The sequence below is a fragment of the Arthrobacter sp. APC 3897 genome, from assembly GCF_030407495.1.
In the GTDB taxonomy this organism is placed as follows: Bacteria; Actinomycetota; Actinomycetes; order Actinomycetales; family Micrococcaceae; genus Arthrobacter_B.
On the sequence record NZ_JASDDG010000009.1, the window covers coordinates 1 to 22,134 of the forward strand.

Here is a 22,134-nt window from a genome sequence, read left to right on the forward strand (position 1 = left end):
CAGCAGGGAGAGCGCCCGCCTGGCTGTGCGGGACGCCCTGAATGAAGCAGGCGCAGTGATCCTGGGCCCGCCGGGCATCGGAAAGACCACGCTGGCGCGGGAAGCACTGGATCTGTGCGGGGACGGATTCCGGGTGCACCTCAGGGGCAGCCGCCTGTCGATGCAGACTCCCTACGGTGCCCTGGCCTGGCTGCTCAGCGATCTGCCGCCCAAGGACCTGGTCAACCCCGTTCAGGTCCTGCGGGCGCTGGAATCACTGCTGACCCGGCTGGCCGAAGGCCGCAGAATCATCCTGGTCATCGACAACGCCGAGGGAATCGATGATCTGGGTGTCCTGGTGACGTCGGAATTATGCCGGCGGGGGACCGTGGCACTGCTGCTCATCTGCGGTGACCTGCTCGGCTGCCACCAGGACTACGTGCGGCTGTGGACTGACGGCACCCTGAAACGGATTGACCTGGCACCGATGGACCTGCCGGAGACCGCCCAACTGCTGGCCGAGGCGGCCGGCGGCCCGCTGACCTCCCTGGCACAGGAGAAGCTGTGGCAGCAAAGCAGGGGAAACCCGCTTTTGGCGGCTCTGCTGTGCAGGGACCACAAAGCGGCCCAGGCGCTGGTTCTTCGACGCGGCTACTGGACGTGGGCCGGTCCGCTGGTTCATTCCGGTGAGCTGCCGGACCGGGTGGAAACGGTACTGCGCCGCTTCACCCCCGGCGAACGGCGCGCCGTGGAAATCCTGGCCCTCTGCGGGGAGCTGCCGCTGGAGAGCCTGCTGCAGCTGATGCCGGCGCACACTGCGGATGCGCTGGAGGAAGGATCGCTCATAACCATCGGTGCAGGCCCGGGCCAGCCGGTCCGCCTGGCTTGGAACCTGCAGCCGGCAACCATTGCAGCGAGAATTCCCTTCGGCCGCAGCCGGGACCTCTGGACCGAGGTAACCCGGGTGGTGAATCCGCATCAGCTCAGTGGAGACGCCGCGGCCGGCATGGCCGCCTGGTCCCTCTCGGTGGGCGTTGTCCTCGGGGCGGATGAAGCCCTCGCTGCGGCACGCTGGTCCAATGAGACCGGAGACGCTGAAGCCGCGCTGCGGTATTGCCGTGCGGTCCCGGGACCTAGGCCCTTGCCCCTGGTACTGGAAGAAGCGGCCGCCCTGCGGTCCCTCGGAAACTATGCACAGGCCCACCGGCGCCTTGCTGCGGCATCAACCGGCAGCGAGGCACCGGTGGACGGGCACATCAGCCTCCTGACGCAGCGGGCGCTGGCAGCAGCCCGGATAAGGGATTCAACCGATGAGCCGCCGGCCCTGCTCGAGCAGGCCGGGCGGCTGCTGCCGAAGGATGGAGGCGCCAATCCCGGGCCCGGGCTCAGGCTAACCCTGGCGCGGGCGGAAATTCTCTCGCTGGACGGCAGGCTCAGCGACCTGCCGGTGTCTCTGGGAGACGATTTCGCCGATCCCGCTGCCCCGCCCGGCCTCAGGCTGATGGCGGGTATCCGCCGGGGGCAGCAGGAGGCAGCCGCCGGCCGGTTTGATGAAGCACTGACACTGGCAGCACTGATTCGGGACCGTCTGGCGGGAGGCATCCCGGCAGATGTACGCACCCGCGAACAGTTCTTCCACCATCTGTTCTTTTTGCTGGTCCGCTGCGGTGAACTGGGCCAGGCACTGGCACTGACCGAATCAGTTGCCCGCCCGGGAAACGGAACGGGGCTGCGGGCCGGCGCAGGTACCGAGCTGCCGGCCGGACTTGTCCACGCGTATGCCGGCCGCGGCGACGCTGCCCTGGACTTCCTGAACCCGGCCCTGGCACAACTGGAAACCCGCGATCCGGATAACATGCTGCCGCTGGCGTCTGCGGCGGCTGCCTACGCGGACTTCCTCGGTCCGGAACCCCTCCGGACGCCGGACCGCGACACGTCTGCCGAAACCGGGTACCGCACGGATCCGCCTCTCGAAACGCCGGTGCGGTACTTCCGGCTTCTGAGCACCCCTGCCGGATCCGGCCGGATTGCGGAGCAGCTGCGTACCCGGGCCGAACACGCCAGGGCCGGGGGAAACCTTCCGGACGCTCTGCTCTGCTACGGTGCGGCTGCTCTCCGGGGCAGCCGGGAGGCGGCTGCGGACCTTTCCGCTGCGGCGTCGACGGCCAACGGTGTCCCCGGGCTCCTTTACCGATACCTGGCTGCCGGCCTGCTGGAGAAAGACCCGGCAACGCTGATCCGCGCCGGTGAAACAGCCCTGGCGCAGTCAAATACTCTGCTCGCCTATGAAGTTGCCCGCACCGCCCGCCGTTTCGCGGCCGACGGCGGCGGCCGCGCCTTGTCGCGGCAGGCCAGGCAACTGGAGCACATGACCTTCCGTGACCTGTCTCCAGCCAACAGCATTGAACGCAGCCTGGGGCGGCTGGGGCCTTTTGAACGGGAACTGGCGCTGCTGGCCGCCGGAGGTGAAACCAGCGCCCGGCTCGGGGAACGTTTCCATCTGTCGGCACGGACTGTTGACTGGCATTTGGGCCGGATTTTTACCCGGCTCAATGTCTCCGGCAGAAGCGACCTGCGGGCGGCTTTGAGTAAAAAAACTACTTAGACCCGTGTTGCGCCCTACCCCCAAACCAAGTGGTGTCCGGGTCAGGTGTGTAACCAAACCTGAGTAGTTGGCGCAGGTGACTGGTGAGCGGTACTCGTGTTTGTACTTTCTCCGGCTCCTAATCTGGCCGCAGGTATAGAACGCAGTCGGAAGAATCGGGTCTCACCGTGCAGAACAGTCTCTCCCAGTCCTATGTCCGTCTCCAGCCAGCTCCCGGGCAGAGCTCCCTGGGCTCCGTCATGTCCTTTTCCGGCGGGCCCGGACCGGGGCCCGCGGGTCCTGACGAGCGGACGCCGCCCCATTTCGTGGGCCGCAGCAGCGTTACCCGCACCATCCTGGGCCGCCTGGCATCCGGCGGAGGAGCCGGATGCATCCTGGTGGGAGAAGCAGGAAGCGGCAAGACCGCACTGATCCACCACGTACTGCGGCAGTGCAGCGCCGACACCTACGTGGTCCACGTCCGCGGATCATCATTCTCCGGCCGGACGCCCTTCGGTGCACTGACCTTCCTCCTCTCGGACCTCGATCCGGAGATTGCCACGCATCCGGTGCTGATCCTGCGCGGACTCACCCGGCTGATCCAGGAGCGTGCGCAGGGGCGTGCCGTCCTGCTGGCCGTGGACAACGGGGAGGATCTGGATGAGTTCTCCGCAATGGCGCTGAGCCAAATGGTCCTGAGCCGCACGGCAGGGCTCCTGGCCTGTTTCCGCGACTTCAGCCGGGCGCCCGCCGAATTCGCCGGACTGTGGCGTGAGGGCATCCTGTCCCGGGTCGATCTGGAGCCGCTGGACCTGGGGGAGACGGCGCAATTGATGTCGGCTGCCCTCGAGGGCCCCGTCTCCGGCTCCGCCGTCGCCTACCTGCACCGTTCCACCGGAGGCAACCCCCACCTGCTGCAGCAGGGCTGCGAGGATTACCGTGACTCGGGCAAGCTCCGCCTCAGCGGAAGCGTCTGGGTTCTGGATCCAGCCAAACCCGCCCCCGCAGGCCGGGTGGCCGAAACCGTGCTCACCCAGCTGGGCACGCTGACCGACAGCCAGCTGGCCCTCGTACGGACTGTCGCACTGGCAGGGTCCCTGCCCCTGGCCGCAGCACTGCACAGTGTTGCTGCCGATGAGGTGGACATCCTGCAGGAACGGGGAATCCTTGCCCTCGAACAGGGCAGCACTCCGCGGATCATGATCTCCGACCGGGTACTGGTGTCCGCACTGCGCTCTTCCGTGGACACGGCCACCCGCGGGAAACTGCTGAACCAGCTGCGGGACGTCGCCGCTGCTGCGCTGCCTGCCGGCGAACCCGGCGAACCGGGTAACCCCGCCAAACCGGGTACTGCCGGATTTGAGCCGCTGGCAGCCGTTCTGGATCCTGCACGCCTGGCACTGTGGCGGCTCGACGCCGGGGAGACCCTCGACGCGGCGTCCGCCGTGGAGGCAGCACGGAGCGCCAACGCCGCGGGGGATCTGCATGGGGCCATCCGGTTCATCACCGCCTGTGAGGACTACGCCGCCAGTCCGGCAGCGGTTCTTGAACTGGTGTCTGCCCATATGGCACTGGAAGATTACGCTGCAGCGGTCTCAGCACTGGCTGCCTGCCGGCACCGCAGCGGCGGTGCGGCACCCGGGGAAGAGGTGCTGCTGCTGATTGCCGAGAACAGGGTCCTGTGCATGGCCGCCACCGGCGCGCTGCCCGCGGCGGTGTCCGCCGCGGTCCTTCCTGCCGGGGCGGCGAAGAAACACGAAGAACTGCTGGCCAAAGCCGAACAGCGGGTGGCGGAGCTGACCTGTGCCGGATCGGTTAGCCGGGGCGAGACAGCGGAGTTGCAGCGGAAGCTGGTCCTGGCCCGTGCCGAGTGCAACGCCACTCACGGACGGTTCCTCGAAAACGCTGCCTTCCTTGCACCGCTCCAGGCTGACGCAGCCTCCCAGGACAAGACCTACCGAGTCCTCACCGGATCCTGGCTGTGCGAGGCGCTGGGGATGACGGACCGGCAGGATGAGGCAGCGGAAGTATCCCGGGATGTGGAACGGCTGCTGGGTGAACCCGGAATCAGCATGGCAGACCGCACCCGTGCCTTCGCCCGGATTGTCCACGTTCACCTGGCTACCGGAGCTTTGGACGGCGCCCGCCGTCTGCTGCAGCAACCGGCCGGGCACGGCCGGACAGAATTGTTCCCGGGCCTCCTTGGCGAAATCTCCGCGGGCGTCCTGCACTCCTACGCGGGAGAACCGGGGCCGGCGCTGCGCTGCCTGGTACCCGCAGTCGCGCAGCTGCGGATGAGCGGACCGGCATCGCTGCTGCCGCTGGCCACGTCCGCGGCCGCCTATTGCCTTGCCCTGCAAAAGGACCGCGGGGGCGCCGAGGATTACCTGCAGCTGCGGGCCAAAGCCGGCGACGGCGGTGCCTGGAGCCTGCGCCGCGCCGCACGCCATTTCGCGGCCCTCGCCAACGGTGCGCTTGGCTCACCGCAGGCTGCCCGCCGGTTCGTGGAACTGGCCGGCCATGACCACCGCAGGGGAGCGTATTCCTACGAGCTGCTGTCACTGCTCAATGCCGCGCGGCTGGGCGATGTGGAGAACCTGGACCGGATCCTGGCTGTTGCTGCGCACCAGCAGGGTCCGTTTGCCCGGATGTGTGAGGTCTACGCCAAGGGCGTGGGGAGTTTCGACGCCCAGCTGCTCATCCAGGCCAGTGAACTGGGGAAGGCCTCCGGACATGTGCTCTTCGCTGCGGAAGCGTCCGAACGGGCGCTCGCCGTCGCCTCCGGAGCAGGAGACCGGGCCACCGTCAGGCTGATCCACCGCAGCCGCCGCGGACCCGACGCGGCCGCCGTCGAGGGCTCAGACTCGGCTGACGAGTATCTGAGCACCCTGACCTTCCGGGAACGGTCGATCGCCCGGATGGCAGCCGCGGGGACCAGCAATAAAGCCATTGCCGCGGAACTGAACATTTCGGTGCGAACCGTGGAGGGTCACTTGTACCAGGTCTACTCCAAGCTCCACGTGGGCAGCAGACGTGAGCTGTCCAAGGTCATCGCCGAAAAGTCGGCGGTGCGGTCATGATCGCCGGCAGAAATCCGGGACCGCACCGGGCGCCGGCCCTGTTCGGCAGGGACCGCGAGCTTGCGGAGATCACGTCCCGGCTGCTTGAGCCGGGGCTGCGCGGCGCCGTCGTCATCGGAGAAGCGGGCATGGGGAAATCTGCTCTGGCGGATCAGGTCCTGGATCGGTTGAACGGAATCGTCACGCCGTCGTTCATCCACGGCAGCCCCGTCTTGTCCCGGCTGCCCTACGGGGTGCTCTCGGCGTATCTGGAAACCGCCGGGCCCCAGGACATGGAGTCTCCGCTGGCAGTGCTGCGGACCATCAGGCGCCATTTCCACAAGCTCAGCGATGTGGGAAGCGGGCAGCCGCTGCTGGTGATCGACGACGCCCAGTTCCTTGATGAAGCCAGCGCCCACGTGGTGACGCAGCTGGCGATGTCCGGGGACCTGAGGCTGCTGATCCTGGCCCAGCCGCGTGCCCGTCATATCCATGAACTGCTGTCCCTGGCCCGGGACGGGCTGCTGGCGCGCATCGACCTTGGAGCACTGTCGCAGGATGCAGTCCACGAAGTCTGCGAGGGCGTCCTTGACGGACCCGTACTCCGGGCTTCCAGCGCCGTGCTGGCCACCTTGTCCGGCGGCAACCCCCTCTATCTCAAGGCGCTGCTCGCCCAGTCACGCCGGCTCGGCCACCTCGCCGAAGGCAACGGCGCATGGTTCCTGCGGCACGAACCGGACGGTTTGGACGCCTCCGTGGTGGACCGGGTGAAGAGCCAGCTGCTCGCCCGGAGTCCTGAGGAGCGCGACACCCTGGAAACCCTTGCACTGGCCCAGCCCCTGCAGCGTTCGGTGCTGGTGGCTGTCTGCGGGCCGGGACCCGTCCACGCCCTGATGGCGGACGGAATAGTGTGCTCTGCGAAGGGACCGGCCGAGATGCTCCGGCTGGCCCAGCCCCTTCACGCTGAAGTGATCAGGTCCCTGGTACCCGCCGTGCGCAGTGCGGCCATCCGTACCAAGGTGATGGACTGCCTGCCGGACCGCGAGGGGACAGAGACCGGTGACCCGTCCGTGAAGGCGGCCTGGCTGCGGCGGCTGGAATGGGCCCTTGACTGTGCTGAGCGGATCCCCGATGCGGAACTGCTGCAGGGCGCCCGGGCGGCGAACGACGACGGTCAGTGGCTTTTGGCGGCCCGCTTCGGCTCCGCCGTCCGCGACGCTTCCTGCCTCCCGGCGGCACGGGTGGAAACCGCAGCTGCCCTGCTGGAAACCGGCAGCTTTGCCCGGGCCCGTGAGCTGCTGGACGGCATGCTGGAGCCCGGACAACCAACTCTTGCCCGGGATGAAGAAACCCTCACCCGCGCCGTGCTGGCAACCGTGCGCCTGGACAACAGGTCAGGGCTTAATGAAGGGGATCTGGCAGGCCTTGCTTCCGCATGGGTTGCGGCCGCCGCTGAGCTGTCAGCCAGGCAGGGCGGTTCGGAGACGCCGTCGCCCGCGGTTGAGGCCGGCGCCGAGGTGCTTCGAGCCCTGGCACTCATGGCGGCGGGCAACTATCCGGAGGCCCGGGACCGTCTCACCGAATTAACCAGGGCGCCGCAGCCGCAGTCCCCGGGGCTGCCGGCACTGGTGGCCGTGATGTCCCACGGGCTGCTGGCGGAACTCCTGGTGTCGGAAGGCCGCACCAGCAGCGCACTGGTGCACTCGGGCACGGCGCTGGATCTGATCAAACGGTGGGGCGGTCTGCTGCAGACGTATTGCGGCACCATGCTGGTGCGTCATGCGCAGGGACTGCTGCACGGAGGGCGCTTTGGTGAACTCGAACGCGTTCTGGCGGCCAAACTGAAGGGCAGCACCAAGCATCTGATCACGTTTGGGGGCACCCTGGGTGTCTTTGAAGGTGCCCTGGAGATTCACCAGGGCCGGTTGCGCGAGGGGCTTCAAAGCCTGCATCCGGCGGTGGAGGCGCTGCGGATTTCCGACCCCGAAAGACTCCTGCCCTACGCCCTGGGGCTTGCCGGCTACGCCTCCACGGTGGTGGGGGACCAGGAGCAGACGGCCCGGTATGCCAAGGAACTCCGCAGCCTTGGCAGCACGGGATCCCGGCCGCTGTGGCTCGTGAGCCAGGCCTATGCCGCGGCGGCGTCTGCGTCATCCGAACCGGATGCCCGCGCTTCGGCAACATTGGCCGAAATAGCTGAACAGGCCCGGAAAGAGGGGCTGCTGGCGGCGGAGAAGGACATCTTGGCGCTGTGCCTTGCGGTGGGGGATTTGTCGCAGGCGCCCCGGCTGCAGGAGGTCAGCGCAGTCTTTGAAGGCGGTGAGGCGCAGGCACTGCACGCCTATGCCGGTGCCGTGGCTTCGGGCAACCCGGACTTGATGGTTGCAGCGGCGGATGAAGCGGTACGCCACCGCAAATACCTTCTGGCCGTGGAGAGCATCGGCCACGCCATCCGGTTCTACGGCACGCACGGAAACCTGCGCCGGCAGCGGGCCCTGATCCAGCAGCTGAGAAGGCGGCGCGGGGAACTGGCGGGGGTGACCGTCTCCTATCTGAGTCCGTCCCTGCACCTGGTCCGGCTGACCCGGCGCGAGCATGAAATCGTCGATTTGCTCCTCGCCGGGGCAAGCACCCGGGACGTGGCAGCACACTTCACCCTCTCGCAGCGGACGGTTGAGGGGCATGTGTACCGCATCTACGTGAAGCTGGGCATCAGCCGCCGCGCAGACCTTGAAGCGGCCTACCGTGCACTGGAGCCGGGAACGAGTTCAGCGGCCCTCGAGTAGCAACTGAGCTGGAAAGACACACACTGCCGGCCCCGGATGTGCAAGACCGGGGCCGGCTTTCTGTCTCCCCGGGACCGTCCCCGGGGCGCCCCTCCAAGTAGTGCTAGGTAAAGCTGCGGCAGAGGGCGAAGTCGGCCAAAAGGTTCGAGTACGCATTACTCGTGCCCGCCGTTTGAGCCGCTCCTAGTCTTGGTTTTGTTGATCGGTTCTTGTTACCGGGCTGCGCCTCACTCAGCGCAGGTAGTGCCACTATTCCCAGCGGATATTGCCATCACCAGGCCTGCCTTGAACCTGTCATCCGGCGCCCCAGGCGCCGGCCCCCGAACGGGGTCGACGGCGTCGAAGCCTCTTGAGACCAAGGCTTCCCCCCAGCCGCCGTCGGCCCTTTCGGAAGATTTCGCAGCTAGGAGAGTCTCGGATGACAGACGTCAGAGTTGCCGGGCCGAGACCGATTCAGGCCCCGCCGGCACCCTTCACCTTCCCCAGCCACAAAAGCTCCGGCGCCTCGGCCCTGGCTACCGGTGACAGAGCCCGCTGGATCAGCAGGTACCGCAGAATCCTGCGTGTGTTTGACCTGGCGGCGGTAACACTGGCCGTGTCAGTGGCCCACCTGGCGCGGTTCGGGGTGGCCCCGGAATTCATGTCCGGCGGCGGCCCCGCCGTGAACATCTCCTACATTGCAGTGTCCACCGGCATCTGGGCGGCCTGGCTGCTGTCCCTGGCTGCCTACCGGACCCGGGACCCGCGGATACTCGGGGCCGGAGTGGACGAGTACAAGCGGGTCATCAGCTCCACGGTCATCCTGATGGGGCTGATTGCCGTGTTCTGCCTCGTCTTCCAGGTGGACATCTCCCGCGGGTATTTTGCGCTCGCCTTCCCGATTGGTTTGGGCAGCCTGATCCTGTGCCGTTTCTTCCTGCGGCTCTGGCTTGCGGATCAGCGGGCCAAAGGGCGGTACCTGTCCCAAGTCATCGTCCTGGGACGGCCCAAGGACGTGCGATATGTGGCAACGCAGATTCAGCGGCAGAAAAACTCGGGGTACCGGGTCATCGGCGCAGCGCTGACCAGTCCCGGGCACTGCGAGGTGGGAGGCGGCGGCAACCCCATCCCCGTGGTCGCGGACCGGAGCACCGTAGTGGACGCCGTGCGGCGCCTGCGGGCGGACGCCGTCATTGTGGCCGGCCGCATGAAGGGACACACCGCCTACGTGCAGGAGCTCGGCTGGCAGCTGGAGGAATCGGCTACCCAGCTCATCCTCACCACCGGCCTGACCAACGTGGCGGGGCCTCGAATCCACACCCGTCCCGTTGAAGGCCTTCCGCTGATGCATGTGGAACTGCCGCAGTATGCCGGCGGCAAACACGTCCTCAAGCGCGGGCTGGACATGCTGCTGTCCGGGGCCGCGCTGCTGGTGCTGCTTCCGGTGTTTGCGGTGCTGGCCGTGCTGATCGTGAGGGACAGCCCCGGCCGTGTCATCTTCCGGCAGGAACGCGTGGGCCGCGGCGGCGAACCGTTCGAAATGCTCAAGTTCCGGTCCATGGTGCAGACAGCCGAGGATGACCTGGCCGGACTCCTGGACCGCAACGAAGGCTCCGGACTGCTCTTCAAAATGCAGCACGATCCGCGGGTCACCACAGTGGGGCGGTGGATGCGGAAGTACTCCCTGGATGAGCTGCCGCAGCTGTGGAACGTCTTCCTGGGCCACATGTCCCTGGTGGGCCCCCGGCCGCCGCTCCCGCGCGAAGTTGCCCAGTACGACGGCGCCGTCCACCGGAGGCTCTACATCAAGCCCGGCCTCACCGGCATGTGGCAGATCAACGGACGGTCGGAACTCGACTGGAAGGACGGAGTGCGGCTGGACCTGTACTACGTCGAAAACTGGTCGCTTGCCGGTGACCTCATCATTCTCTGGCGCACGGTGCGAATGCTCCGCAGCCCAGTGGGCGCTTATTAGCCCGATCCGATCCGGCTTCGGCTGGTCTCATCCCAAAGAAAGCGGTAACCATGAAATCTCTCGTAACAGGCGCCGGCGGATTCATTGGCGGTCATCTTGTCGCCAAGTTGATTAGTGATGGTCATGAGGTGCGTGCCGTGGACTGCAAGCCCCTTGATGAGTGGTACCAGATCCACGATGGTGCGGAGAACATCCAGGGGGACTGCTCCCTGCTGGAAACGGCCCGTGAGGTGTCACAGGGGATGCAGCACGTCTACAACCTGGCAGCGGACATGGGCGGGATGGGGTTCATCGAGAACAACAAGGCGCTGTGCATGCTCACTGTGCTGACCAGCACCCACATGCTGATGGCCGCCCGGGATGCCGGCGTGGAACGGTTCTTCTACAGCAGCTCCGCCTGTGTCTACGCGGCGGACCACCAGACCAGTGCCGATGTCGTGGCGCTCAGGGAAGAGGACGCCTATCCGGCGCAGCCCGAAGACGGTTACGGCTGGGAGAAGCTCTTCACCGAACGGATGTGCCGCCATTTCCAGGAAGACTACGGCCTCCAGACGAGGGTGGCGCGGTTCCATAATGTGTACGGCCCCGAGGGGACCTGGGAGGGAGGCAGGGAAAAGGCTCCTGCCGCGCTGTGCCGGAAGTTCGCCACGGCCTCCATGACCGGGGATCTGAACCTGGAAATCTGGGGCGACGGCGAGCAGACCCGCAGCTTCATGTACATCGACGACTGCGTTCGGGGAATCCTCGAAATCATGAACGGCGATTCCGCGGAACCGGTGAACCTGGGCTCAGCGGAGCTGGTTTCCATTAACCAGATGGCCGATCTGCTGGAACAAATTTCCGGCACCGTGGTGGACCGTCACTACAAACTGGATGCACCGCAGGGAGTCCGCGGCCGCAACAGCGACAACACGCTTTTCCGCTCCATCTACGGGTGGGAGCCGTCCATCTCCCTGCACGACGGCCTGGAGCGGACCTACGAGTGGATTCAGGACCAAGTCAAAGCACAAAGGGCATAAGCCATGCGGATACAAGTCCATGATTTCTCCGGTCATCCGTTTCAGGCCGAGCTCTCCCGGGAGCTGGCCGCGCGCGGACACACGGTGGATCACGTGTACTCGTCCCAATACGGGAGCGGGAAGGGCCTGCTGGAACGTACGGCAGCCGATCCGGATCAGCTGCGGTTTTCGCCCCTGACGGCGGACCAGCCGTTCCAGAAGTACAGTGCCGCCGGCCGCATCAGGTTCGAACGCGCTTATGCGGCCATGTGGCTGGAACACACGCAGCACACTTCGCCGGACTGCGTGGTGGCCTGCAACGTGCCGTTGTTTGCCCTGGCTGCCTTCAAGCGTGCCGCGGCGGGCAGAAAGCAGCCATGGTTGCTTTGGCACCAGGATCTCTTCAGCAACGCCATCTCCGAGGAACTCGCCCGCAGATTTCCCGGGCCGCTGGCGATCGCCGGCCGGGCGGCGGTGCGCCGAATGGAAGCCGGTGTTGTCAGAGGGGCCTCGCAGGTGGTGGCAATTGGTGAAGAGTTCCGCCAGGCTTACCGGGAATGGGGGCTTGCCACCGATCATGTGACGGTGATTCCCAATTGGGCCCCGATCGACGAAATCACGCCCAGGCAGCGCGACAACCAGTGGGCCGCCCGTCACCTGCCTCCCGGGGAGGAACTGCGTCTGCTCTACGCCGGCACTCTGGGACGCAAACATAATCCGCTCCTCCTGGCAGCGCTCCTGAGGGAAGCGCTCGCGGCAGGGCTGCCGGCACGGCTCATTGTGGCGTCCGAAGGTGAAGGCATTGACATGCTCCGCCAAGACCTCGTCGGGGAAGCGGATATTCCCGTCACGCTGCTGCCGTTCCAAGCTGCAGCAGACTTGCCGGACATGCTGGGATCCGCGGATGTCCTGGTAACCATCCTGGAACCGGAAGCCTCGCGCTTCTCCATCCCCAGCAAAGTGCTCTCCTCGCTTGCTGCCGGTAGGCCGGTACTCGGATTGATGCCACAGGACAACCCTGCGGCTGCCGACATCAAGGCTGCCGCAGGGTTTGTCGGTCCGCCCACGGACTTCGGAGTAGCCGCAGCGGTCGGTTGGCTGCGCGGCCTGCAGGCAAATCCTGCGGCTGCAGGTGCTGCCGGAATGAAGGGACGGAAGCTGGCGGAAAGCCGGTTTGGCATTGGCCCCATTGCGGACCGGTTCGAAACCGTGCTGCGCAGGGCGGTCCCCGGACCCGCTGCACCGAGTAAGCCCCGTCCCGCGCATGCGGCCGCCGGATTCCGCGTTTTCCCGGGGAAGGCCTCCTGATGCTGCAGCACAGTCGGCGGACGGCAGCGCAACCCCGAAACCAGCAGATCCGCAGATTACCGGAGGAGGGCCCGGCTCAAACCAACCGGCGCCGTCCTCCGGTGATCGACCTGTCCCGTGCCCCCGGTTCCGGGGAAGCATGGGGCAGGCCGCGCGCCGTGGTTTATCTGTGGTCCGCCTGCGAACTGCTGTTCGTCAGTAATCCCTGGCAGATCAGTTCGCGCCTCCGGGTGGCCGTGCTCCGGGCCTTCGGGGCCGACATTGCCGACGGCGTCATTTTCCGTCCCCGGACCCGGGTGAAGTCACCGTGGAAGCTCCACATTGGTGAACGCACCTGGATTGGGGAAGGAGTGTGGTTCCACAACCAGGACCACATCCATGTCGGCTCAGACGTGGTGATTTCGCAGGAAACCTTTCTGACCACGGGAAGCCACCGCGTACGGACAGATATGGGGCTGATCACCAGCCCCATCAGGATTGATAACGGAGCCTGGCTTACGTCCCGGTGCATGGTCCTGGGAGGATCACATATTGGCGAGTCGGCAGTTGTCCAGCCGATGAGCGTTGTCAAGGGCACCATCGAACCGAATCGGGTGTACGGAAACCCGGTGCACCCCACTGACCTTGGGAACAGGTTCGCTGAAGGAACGGACGGCCCCGGCGACGATGCCGGGGCCGGGATCCAGGGATGACACCGGTGCTGTGTCCGGGTCTACTCCGCGGGGGTGACGTCCTGGACCATTTCGTCCAGGAGCGGCAGGATCTTAGCCGCCAGGTAAGTGTGGCCAGCGTCGGTGGGGTGGATGCCATCAGCACCGATCAGCCCTTCCTCCTGGCCGGCAAACCAGCCTTCAGCAAGGGCATCCACGTACCGCACGTTCTCTTCGTCCGCGGCGCGGGCCATGGCCACGTTGTTGGCTGCGATGAAGTCCGGAACATTCGCGTCCACCCACACAGGTCCAACCGCTACCACCTGCGCCTCCGGAGCGATTTCATGGATGTCGGCGTACAGCGACTTGGCAGCCTGGTACATGCCCTGCTCAGTCTGCCGCCCGTCGTTGCGGCTGCCAAAGACCAGAACCACGTCCGCCGTGGGGCGCAGGCGGAGGGTCGCCGCTTCGCGGAAGACCTGTCCCGTGGAACCGCGGGCCAGATAGCCGGAGCCCGGCAGGGCCATAATGTTCATTTCCACCTGCTGCCCGCGGTCGTTGAAACGGCTGCCGATCAGCTTGGTCCAGTTTTCGGCTCCGGTGCCGCCCTCGGCAGACCCGGCAACGTAGGAGTCTCCCAGGATGTCGATTTGGGGAACCTCCCGCGGAAGCACTGTCTCCGCCGATTCCCGGTCAACCGGACGGGGGGACCCGCTTGCCCCAGTCGTTTGGGAGAGCGCGTAAACAGTAAGCAGTCCGGCTGCGGCAACCAAGGCAAGAAACCCCATTACTGCGGGCCACCTGCGGCGGGAACGGGAGGTGCGGCGAACGTCGCGGCGATGTGTGGGCATTAACAAAGGATAACTGAGCGGTCTCAAATTGAATGCTCTGACAAAACAATAAAAATACCTGCTTTAGGGGGGTAAAGTACGTGAACAAAATACCTGTTACTGTGTTGGTTCAAACAAAGAACGAGGAAAAGGGAATTACCAGCTGTCTGGCTGCTTTAACCGATTTCGATGAAGTCATTGTTGTGGATTCCAACAGCACCGACCGGACTGCAGAGCTGGCCAAGGAAGCCGGCGCAACCGTCATCAACTTCACCTGGGACGGCAGGTTCCCGCAGAAGAAGCAATGGCAGCTGGAAGAGGTGGAGACCCGCAACGAGTGGCTGCTGATGCTGGACGCCGATGAGTTCCCCACTGCGGAGCTGGCCGTGGAACTCAGGAGCATCGCGGAGGACCCCGCCGAGGTGCGGGTGGCATTCGATCTGCCCGTGGCCTATCACTTTGCGGGAACCGGATTGAAGTACGGGCACCGCGTCGTCAAGCGCTCATTTCTGCGCCGCGGGCGCAATGCCTTCCGCAACATCGACCTGCTGCACCTGCCGGGGATGGGCGAGGTGGAAGCGCACTATCAGCCTGAGCCGTCCGGACCGGTGGGACGAACCTCGGCTCTGTTGGTTCACAATGACATGGACCCGGTGCGGACCTGGTTCGACCGCCATAACCGCTACTCCGACTGGGAGGCCTACATCCGGACGGATCCGGCAACCCGGGCCAGCGTCCGGGGGGCCAAGAGCAGCCAGGGCAGGCGGTTTGATGCCGTTCCCCTGAAGCCGCTGGTGTTTTTTCTCTACAGCTATGTGCTGCGCAGGGGTTTCCTGGACGGAAGGGCAGGTTTCGACTACGCCCTGGCCCTGTCCGCGTACTACTGGCAGATTGGCCTGAAGAGCAGGGAGCTGCAGCGCGTGCAGAGCAGCGTGGCAACAGGTGAAGATCGTGGTTAGCGTTCGGAAACGGGTTTCAGCCTCAGGGTCCCGAAGCAGCGGCCGGCAGGAAAGTTTGAAGGTCCTCCAGGTGGGGGGTTTGGCTGGTCCGGGAGCGGCGGCCGGCGGCGTCTGGGCGGTGGCAGGCATGCAGAGTGCCGCGCTGCGGCGCAGCGGCCAGAGCGTTGAACTTCTGGGTGGATGGCTCGGTGCTGTTCCCGCCCCACCGGTGATCGATGCAGGGACAGGGACCGCCCGGCCGGAAATGCCGGCCCGGTTGTTCCGGGTGAGGCGGCCGCTGCCCGGGGCCAAACTGAGAGGGCTCGTGAGCCTGAGCCTGCCGCGCCATGTTGCCCGGCGGGCTGCCACTGCCGATGCCGTGCATGTCCATCTGTCCCGCGATTTCATTACCACCGTTTCCACCGTGCTGCTCCGGCGGAGCAGCACCCCTGTGGTGGCACAGTCCCATGGAATGCTGGTCCCATCCGCAACGCTGCCCGTGCGGGTGTTCGACGCCGTCATCACGCGTTGGCTGGTGCGCATTCCCCGGCTCTGGCTAACTCTTACGGAGGACGAGGAACGCGGTCTCCGGGAGCTGGGAGTGGACCGTGCCCGCATGCGCCGGGTGGTTAACGCCAGTGCCGAGTCCATGCTTGCCTGGTCTGATCCGGAGCAGCCTGTGTTCCTGTTTGCCGCCCGGCTGGCGGCGCGGAAGCAACCAGCCGTGTTTGTGGAGGCTGCCCTGGCTGCACTCGACGCGGGGCTGGAGGCTTCATTTGTCCTTGCCGGTCCCGATCAGGGCGAAGGGCGCCGGATCCGGGAACTCATAGCAGCCTCGCCCCACTCCGGGCGGTTCCAGATGGCCGGTGAACTGACAGCGCCGCAGGTGCAGGCTGCCATGGCAGCCTGCACGGCTTACGTGCTGCCGGCACGCAACGAGCCGTATCCCATGTCCGTTCTGGAGGCCGCAGCAACCGGAACGCCCATGATCCTCACCGATGAGTGTGGCCTGGCGGAGGACCTCAGCGCCGCGGACGCGGCGGTGGTTACCGCGCCAACCGTTGCTTCGTTCCGAGAAGCTATGCTCAAGCTTGCCGCGGACCCGCAGCGGCGCCGGGAGCTGGGGGCCAATGCCCAAAGAGTGCACCGGAAACTCTGGTCCACCGAGAAGCTCGCGGAAGACCTTACCGGACACTACTTGGAGGCAATCCATGAGCGCTGAACTGATGCCGCCTAGGCTGTCCTCCCGAGAGTCTCGTCCTGCACATCCCCGCCACGCGGTGGATCCCCGCCGCTCCGGTCCGCGCACCGCCGCCGCCCTGGTAGCCTTCCTGGTCTTTGCCGTCGTGCTGCCTCTGCAGATCCGCGGCGCCGGGTCCGTCTTTTACACCGACACCAACTTCCTCATCCGATATGCAGTGGCGGTGTATGCCGCAATCAAGCTGGCCATGCTGCTGTGGCAGACGGATATCCGTCCGGTGGCAGGCGTGTTCTGGATTTTCGTCTATACCGGCATGGGCCTGGCACCGCTGGCCCAGCTCACCACCGGCCGTTCCACGGCGCTGGCAATCCAGGTGACAGAGGATCTCCTGACCATGGCCAGCCTGCTCACATTGCTGGGATGCGTCTGCTTTGACCTTGCCTATCACCTGCGGCTGAGGACGCGGCGGAGCAGCCGCGGTCCGAGGCTGCGGTTCAGAACGCTGCGCAGCCTGGAAGTCCTGCGGGTATTTTCGGTAGCTTCGGTGCTGGCGGCACTGGTGTACATCGTCCAGGTGGGCGGCCCGGCAGTATTTTTTCTCAGCCGCCAGGAAACAAGCCAGGCACTGGACGCAATCAGTCCCGACAGCGGGCAGGCGCTGCGCGCCATTGTCTCTGCCGCCGGATCGGTTGCCTGCCTCACGGCGCTGATCTTCTACATCCATGTATGGCGCACACGTGACCGGAAACTCGCAACCGTGGACGGATTCCTGATTGCGGTCCTGGTGATTATCAACGTGATCGTCAACAATCCCATCTCCAACTCCCGCTATTGGACGCTGGCAGTGGTTTTTGGGGTGCTGCTGCCCCTGATCCGCGGACGCAAGGGCCTGTTCAACGCTGCCGTGGCCGGCGGAGTCATTGCATCGGTGGTGATCTTCCCGCTCTCAGACATCACCCGCCGTGCCGCGGGAGCAGGAGTCCCGATCCAGTCCGATTCGATTTGGGCCACCATCGCCACGAAGGATTATGACCAGTTCACAATGCTGGCCAACACACTGGGCTACACGCTGGATCACGGCATTGCCTGGGGCATGCAGGCACTGGGCCCGCTGTTGTTCTGGGTGCCGCGCGTCGCCTGGCCGGAGAAACCGCTGGATACCGGGGTTGAAGTGGGCATGTGGATGAACAGCAACAACCTGAACCTGTCGGCCCCGCTGTGGGCCGAGGCCTGGATCAACTTCGGCCTGCTAGGCCTGATCCTGGTCTTTGTGGGCCTGGGCCTGCTGGCCCGCAGACTGGACTCGGGTTTCCGGGCCGAAATCCTCAGCAAGGGATCCGTGGGGTATCTGGGCATCTCGATCTTTGCCGGTTACCTGTTCATCATCCTGCGCGGATCACTGCTGCAGTCCATGGGACGGCTGATGATCCTGGTCCTGTCCATCCTGATCCTCACCGCCGTCACCAATCGTAAAGAAAGGCTGGAACGATGAGTCGGACCCTGCCGCAGCCCTCATCCTCCCGGGCCACCTTCCATGAGTCTTTCAACCAGCTCAAGCAGGCGCAGAAAACCCGCAAGGGCGTTCCGCTGTATCTGTTGTATGTGAACAGGCCTGCGGGCCGTGCCGTGGCCGCCGCACTGCGCAACACCCGGCTGACGCCGAACCACGTCACCTTGGCAGGGGCGGTATTCACCTACGGGGCGTTGCTGTGGCTCGCTTTTGCCGCCCAGCCAACGCTGCTGTCGGCCCTGGTGGGTGTGCTGCTGGCGGTGGGGTATGTACTGGATTCGGCCGACGGGCAACTCTCCCGGCTGCAGGGCACCAGCTCGGCCTTCGGGGAATGGCTGGACCATGCCCTGGACAACGGGCGCATCACCGTGATGCACGTGGCCGTGTTCTGCTATCTCAGCCGGACCACGGACTATGACACGGTGCTCCTGGCCGCGGGCTGCGGGCTGTTCCTTCTGGCCAGTTCCACCATTTTCTTCGGGGGAGCGCTGGTGGATCAGCTGCGCCGCAACGTCCGACCCGGCACTTCAACGTCGGTAACCACCGCGGCTGCGGCCGGCACCGCCGCGTCGGAGACCCGGGTCAACAACCGGCGTATGCTGCGGCGCTCAGTGGTGACGCTGCCCGTGGATTACGGCGTGACCTGCCTGTCCTTCCTGCTGCTGCCCTGGCCCCGCCTGTTCCTGTCCGTCTATGCGGTCCTGACGGTGGCCCATGTGCTGATGTGCCTTGCCTTCCTTCCCAAATGGCGGTCCGAACTCCTGGCGCTGGGTTAGGTGAGCGGTTTTCGGCGGCTCGTTACTTTCACCGACCAGGGCGTCTCGAGCATTTCCAACTTCGTGGCGGTGGCGGTTGCCGCAAACGTGGCAACCGCCCATGACTTCGGCCAGTTCTCGCTGGCCTATGCAGGACTGCTTCTGTTTCTGGGCGCGCAGCGGGCACTGGTGGGGGAGACCCTTCTGGTTCGATACTCACGTACGGGGGAGCTCACCCGCCGGGTTGCCGGGGCAAGCCTGGGCGCCACCGCCCTGGTGGCGGTGCCTGCGGTGCTGCTGCTGGCGGCGGGTGCATTTTTGTCCGCTCCGGAAGACGCCGGCCTGTGGTTGATCATGGCGGCTGTCTCACCCTTTGTTCTGCTGCAGGACAGCATCCGTTACCTCTTCATCTGCCAGGCGCGCCCGGCAAAGGCCCTGCTCATCGACGGGATCTGGGCCGTCGGGTCCATCAGCACGATGATAGTGACCGCCCGGACGGGAGGGGGCCTGACCCTGGTCCTTGTCTGGTGGGGAGCCGGCGCAGCTGTGGCCCTCGCCGTCGGATTGGCGCTGGCCCGCACCGTCCCAGCCGTCATTCACGGCGCGCGCTGGCTGTGGCTGAACCGGGACTTCGCCTTCCGCTACCTCGCTGAGTTTCTCACCCTGAATGCTTCCACCTTTGCGGTGCTCTATCTGCTGGTGTTTCCGCTGGGGGCGGCCGGGGTGGGAGCCCTGCGGGCTGCGCAGCTGCTCTTTTCGCCGCTGAACACCGTGTTCAGCGCCATCAAGACTGCCGTCATTCCGGAACTGGTCCGCACCCGCGGGAACCCGGCCTTCCGCAGCCGCCTGGTGGAGACGCTGGGCATTGTCCTGGTCCTGTCCCTGGGCTGGGGCACGGCGGTGCTGCTCCTGCCGGCGTCGGCCGGCGAATTTGTCCTTGGTGACACCTGGCGGAACGCAGCGGAACTGCGCTGGCCCTACGCCGTGCAGTACCTGGCGATGGTTCCCTACACGGTCCTGCTGGCGTATTTCCGGGCCGCTCAGGCCAACCGGCTGTCGACCAGGATGCGCGGCGTGCTGGCCGCCCTGACCCTCGCACTGCCCCTGGGGTTGGCGCTCACCGGTTCAGCTGAGGCATCAGCCTGGGGATTTGCCGCAGCTGTGGCTGTGGCGGCTGGGTGCGGACTCCTTTCAGTTCGCACAGCCCGCGTCCGTGCCGGGCGAACGTCGGACGCGGCCCTCGCTCCGGTGGATTGAGCCACGAAAAAACCCTTCGGAGAATAGGTCCACATTCTCCGAAGGGTTTTTCTGTGCCGTGTGCCTAAGAGGAGCGCACCCCGCTGCGAACGGTCTGTCCCTTCTCCCAGCGGTTGCTCTCACTGTCGCGGATGATTGCCGCTTCCGCTTCTGCAACCGGGGATGCCGGGCCGCCGTCTATATCGGCCAAAACGGGCAGCGGAGTGACGCCGTAGTCTGCGAGGTACGCCGAGTTGGCGTCCGGTCCGCTGCGGGGGATGCGGTTGAGGACCACGCCCACCACGTTGGCGTTCACCAGGCTGAGCTGTTCCACAGCCTTGGAAAGGTTGTGCTGGCTAACGCGTGTTGCGCCAACCACCAGCAGGATGCTGTCCGTGCTGCGCGTCAGGATGGCGGCATCGGCAACAGGAAGCACGGGAGGTGCATCCACAATGATGGTGTCGTACTCGGTTTCCAGGGTCGCAATCAGATCCTGCATGGCCTGTGAACCGAGCAGCTCGGTGGGATTGGGCGGCAGCGGACCGGAGGTCAGGACGGACAGCCCGCCGGATCCCCAGTGCTGTGTGGCATCGGCCAGTGTGGACCGGCCGATCAGGACGGTAGTCAGCCCAACGCTGCCCTCAAGGCCGGTGGCTGCGGCGACTGAAGGAAGCCGCAGATCCGCGTCCACGAGGATGACCTTCTGGCCGCTCTGCGCAATGCTCAGGGCCAGATTCAGGGCTACGGTGCTCTTGCCTTCGCCTGCCTGGGACGACGTCACTACCAGTGATTTCATTTGCTGGCTGACTGCGGCAAACTCGAGGTTGGTGCGAAGCTGACGGAAGGCATCCGTGCCCGATCCGCCCAGGACAACCGGTCGGGAAGTGCTCCGCTGCCCCTGCGATTCAGCGATCCCGCCCAGCAGCGGCAGTGCCGTGGACTTGCGGACATCGGCTTCGCTGCGCACATGGCGGTCCAGCACGTGCCGCAGGATAGCCACCACCAGTCCAAGGGCCAGCCCGTACAGCAGGCCCAGCATCAGGTTCAGGGAGGTTTGCGGGCTGGAGGCCGTTGTGGGCGGCTGCGCCGTGTCCACTGAGCTGAGCCTGACCGGTGACGGCAGTCCGTTGGTGGGCCGCTCCAGATCCGCCACGGAGGAAATGAGGTTGGCCACCACACCGTTGGCAATGTCAGCTGCTCGTTCAGGCGAGGAATCCACTGCCTCAATGTCGATAATGACGGTGTTGCGGGAGGTGCTGGCCTTGACCTTGGTGGCGAGCTCCTGAGCGGACATGTCCAGATCGAGACCCTCAATAACCGGGTCCAGGACCTGAGGCTTGCTTGCAAGATCCACGTAGGACTGCACCCGGGCCAGCGCAAAGACGCTGCCCTGCTGCAGTTCCGCTGAAGTTTCCACATTCTGTGTGGAAACAAACAGGCTGCTGGTCGCGGTATAGGTTTTTTGCATAAGGACGGACATAACGCCCGCAGTAATAACGCCAATGAGTGCAAATGAGACTATGAGCATCCAATTGCGGCGAAGAATGAGTATTTGCTCGCGCATATCCATTGGTTACCCCTTCCCTAGGATAGGCAGAATTTGTGAACAGAAAAGGAAGCTGCAGATGTTCGTCATGACCGGAACCACGAATAGCACTGGTCCGATTCCACGCGCGCAGCGTCAGCGCCGACCGTGACGGGAGCGGAGCCGTCAAAGGACCCCAGAAGCTCCCCGGAGCCGGCGTAGACCATGATGAGACAGCCTTCGGGCTGCCCGTAGGCCCGGTAGGACCCCGGGGCGATCGAGGGCTGCTCGCCGTGCGGATCTGCCCCTCCCACCGAGAAGACTCCGTCCGGGAATCCCAGGGCGGCCGCCTCCAGTTCGGGCAGCAGCTCGGGGCACAGAGCGGTGACGGCATCGGCAGTGTCCTGGGAGGGACTCATGATGAGCTCGCTGAGCACCGACTCTTCGTCAGCGGCACGGGCGCTGAGCAGCTGATCGCAGCGCTCCTGACCCACCTGCAGCACGGCGTTCGGATCAGTGCCCTCGGGAACCTTGTCCTGGAGGTACTGCTCCTGCTGTGCCTCGAAGGTTGGCACCGGCGCCGGCTGCGGCGACTGCACCACGGGCACGGGTGCCGTCCGGGTCCCTTCAGGGGCAGACGTCTCGCGTGCGCTGCCTGAGCCTGCTGTCCCGCTGCTTGACGGCGCGGCCGCCGACGTCCCGCCGGACGAAGCAGACGGAGCGGACGAAGCGGACGAAGTGGACGAGGACGGCGAAGCCGAGGGTGGCGCCGCTTCGGGCGAGGGGTCGGAGGAACTGCATCCTGTTGCCATACCCAGCGC

General features: G+C 65.6%; 16 protein-coding genes. 12 read left to right on the forward strand and 4 right to left on the reverse strand.

What is annotated here, in order from left to right; translation table 11 throughout:
* The 7 genes from QMA10_RS06015 to QMA10_RS06045 form a co-directional block, all read left to right on the forward strand.
* Positions 1-2,584 (forward strand): LuxR family transcriptional regulator (locus tag QMA10_RS06015; RefSeq protein ID WP_290166925.1); only part of this gene is annotated, 2,584 nt, incomplete at its 5' end.
* A gap of 167 nt (positions 2,585-2,751) precedes the next feature.
* Positions 2,752-5,643 (forward strand): LuxR C-terminal-related transcriptional regulator, encoded by a 2,892-nt coding sequence (locus QMA10_RS06020; RefSeq protein ID WP_290166926.1) that lies wholly within the window; start codon positions 2,752-2,754, stop codon positions 5,641-5,643.
* A complete protein-coding gene (locus tag QMA10_RS06025; RefSeq protein WP_290166927.1) occupies positions 5,640-8,408 on the forward strand; it encodes a LuxR family transcriptional regulator in 2,769 nt (922 codons plus the stop codon). The genes QMA10_RS06020 and QMA10_RS06025 overlap by 4 nt, the downstream gene beginning before the upstream one ends.
* Positions 8,409-8,826: 418 nt before the next feature.
* Positions 8,827-10,362: a sugar transferase gene (locus QMA10_RS06030; protein ID WP_290166928.1), complete on the forward strand. Its 1,536-nt coding sequence runs from the start codon at positions 8,827-8,829 to the stop codon at positions 10,360-10,362.
* Positions 10,363-10,412: 50 nt separating this feature from the next.
* The gene (locus QMA10_RS06035; protein ID WP_290166929.1) at positions 10,413-11,381 is read left to right on the forward strand and encodes an NAD-dependent epimerase/dehydratase family protein; all 969 of its coding nucleotides are present in this window, start codon (positions 10,413-10,415) and stop codon (positions 11,379-11,381) included.
* A gap of 3 nt (positions 11,382-11,384) precedes the next feature.
* Positions 11,385-12,668: a glycosyltransferase gene (locus tag QMA10_RS06040; protein ID WP_290166930.1), complete on the forward strand. Its 1,284-nt coding sequence runs from the start codon at positions 11,385-11,387 to the stop codon at positions 12,666-12,668.
* On the forward strand, positions 12,668-13,360 hold the full coding sequence (locus tag QMA10_RS06045; protein ID WP_290166931.1) for an acetyltransferase: 693 nt from the start codon (positions 12,668-12,670) through the stop codon (positions 13,358-13,360). The genes QMA10_RS06040 and QMA10_RS06045 overlap by 1 nt, the downstream gene beginning before the upstream one ends.
* 20 nt (positions 13,361-13,380) lie before the next feature.
* Here QMA10_RS06045 and QMA10_RS06050 read toward each other — a convergent pair whose 3' ends face one another.
* A complete protein-coding gene (locus tag QMA10_RS06050; protein WP_290166932.1) occupies positions 13,381-14,169 on the reverse strand; it encodes an SGNH/GDSL hydrolase family protein in 789 nt (262 codons plus the stop codon).
* 101 nt (positions 14,170-14,270) lie between these two features.
* On the opposite strand from QMA10_RS06050, the gene QMA10_RS06055 reads away from it, so the two are divergent.
* From QMA10_RS06055 to QMA10_RS06075, 5 genes are all read left to right on the forward strand, one after another.
* A complete protein-coding gene (locus QMA10_RS06055; RefSeq protein WP_290166933.1) occupies positions 14,271-15,107 on the forward strand; it encodes a glycosyltransferase family 2 protein in 837 nt (278 codons plus the stop codon).
* A gap of 79 nt (positions 15,108-15,186) precedes the next feature.
* Positions 15,187-16,308 carry a glycosyltransferase gene (locus QMA10_RS06060; RefSeq protein ID WP_290166934.1) on the forward strand — a complete coding sequence of 374 codons (1,122 nt, stop codon included), beginning with the start codon at positions 15,187-15,189 and terminating at the stop codon, positions 16,306-16,308.
* Positions 16,298-17,779 carry an O-antigen polysaccharide polymerase Wzy gene (locus QMA10_RS06065; RefSeq protein WP_290166935.1) on the forward strand — a complete coding sequence of 494 codons (1,482 nt, stop codon included), beginning with the start codon at positions 16,298-16,300 and terminating at the stop codon, positions 17,777-17,779. The genes QMA10_RS06060 and QMA10_RS06065 overlap by 11 nt, the downstream gene beginning before the upstream one ends.
* Positions 17,776-18,573 carry a CDP-alcohol phosphatidyltransferase family protein gene (locus tag QMA10_RS06070; protein WP_290166936.1) on the forward strand — a complete coding sequence of 266 codons (798 nt, stop codon included), beginning with the start codon at positions 17,776-17,778 and terminating at the stop codon, positions 18,571-18,573. Before QMA10_RS06065 ends, QMA10_RS06070 begins: the two co-directional genes overlap by 4 nt.
* Positions 18,574-19,809, forward strand: coding sequence for a hypothetical protein (locus tag QMA10_RS06075; RefSeq protein ID WP_290166937.1), 1,236 nt, complete (start codon positions 18,574-18,576; stop codon positions 19,807-19,809).
* Between the two features lie 64 nt (positions 19,810-19,873).
* Here the strand turns inward: QMA10_RS06075 and QMA10_RS06080 are convergent, their stop codons facing one another.
* The 3 genes from QMA10_RS06080 to QMA10_RS06090 form a co-directional block, all read right to left on the reverse strand.
* The gene (locus QMA10_RS06080; RefSeq protein ID WP_356833949.1) at positions 19,874-21,358 is read right to left on the reverse strand and encodes a polysaccharide biosynthesis tyrosine autokinase; all 1,485 of its coding nucleotides are present in this window, start codon (positions 21,356-21,358) and stop codon (positions 19,874-19,876) included.
* Positions 21,359-21,420: 62 nt separating this feature from the next.
* Positions 21,421-21,921: a hypothetical protein gene (locus QMA10_RS06085; RefSeq protein WP_290166939.1), complete on the reverse strand. Its 501-nt coding sequence runs from the start codon at positions 21,919-21,921 to the stop codon at positions 21,421-21,423.
* Between the two features lie 19 nt (positions 21,922-21,940).
* Entirely contained in the window at positions 21,941-22,114 is a 174-nt protein-coding gene (locus QMA10_RS06090) for a hypothetical protein (RefSeq protein WP_290166940.1), read from the reverse strand.
* Between the last annotated feature and the right edge of the window lie 20 nt (positions 22,115-22,134).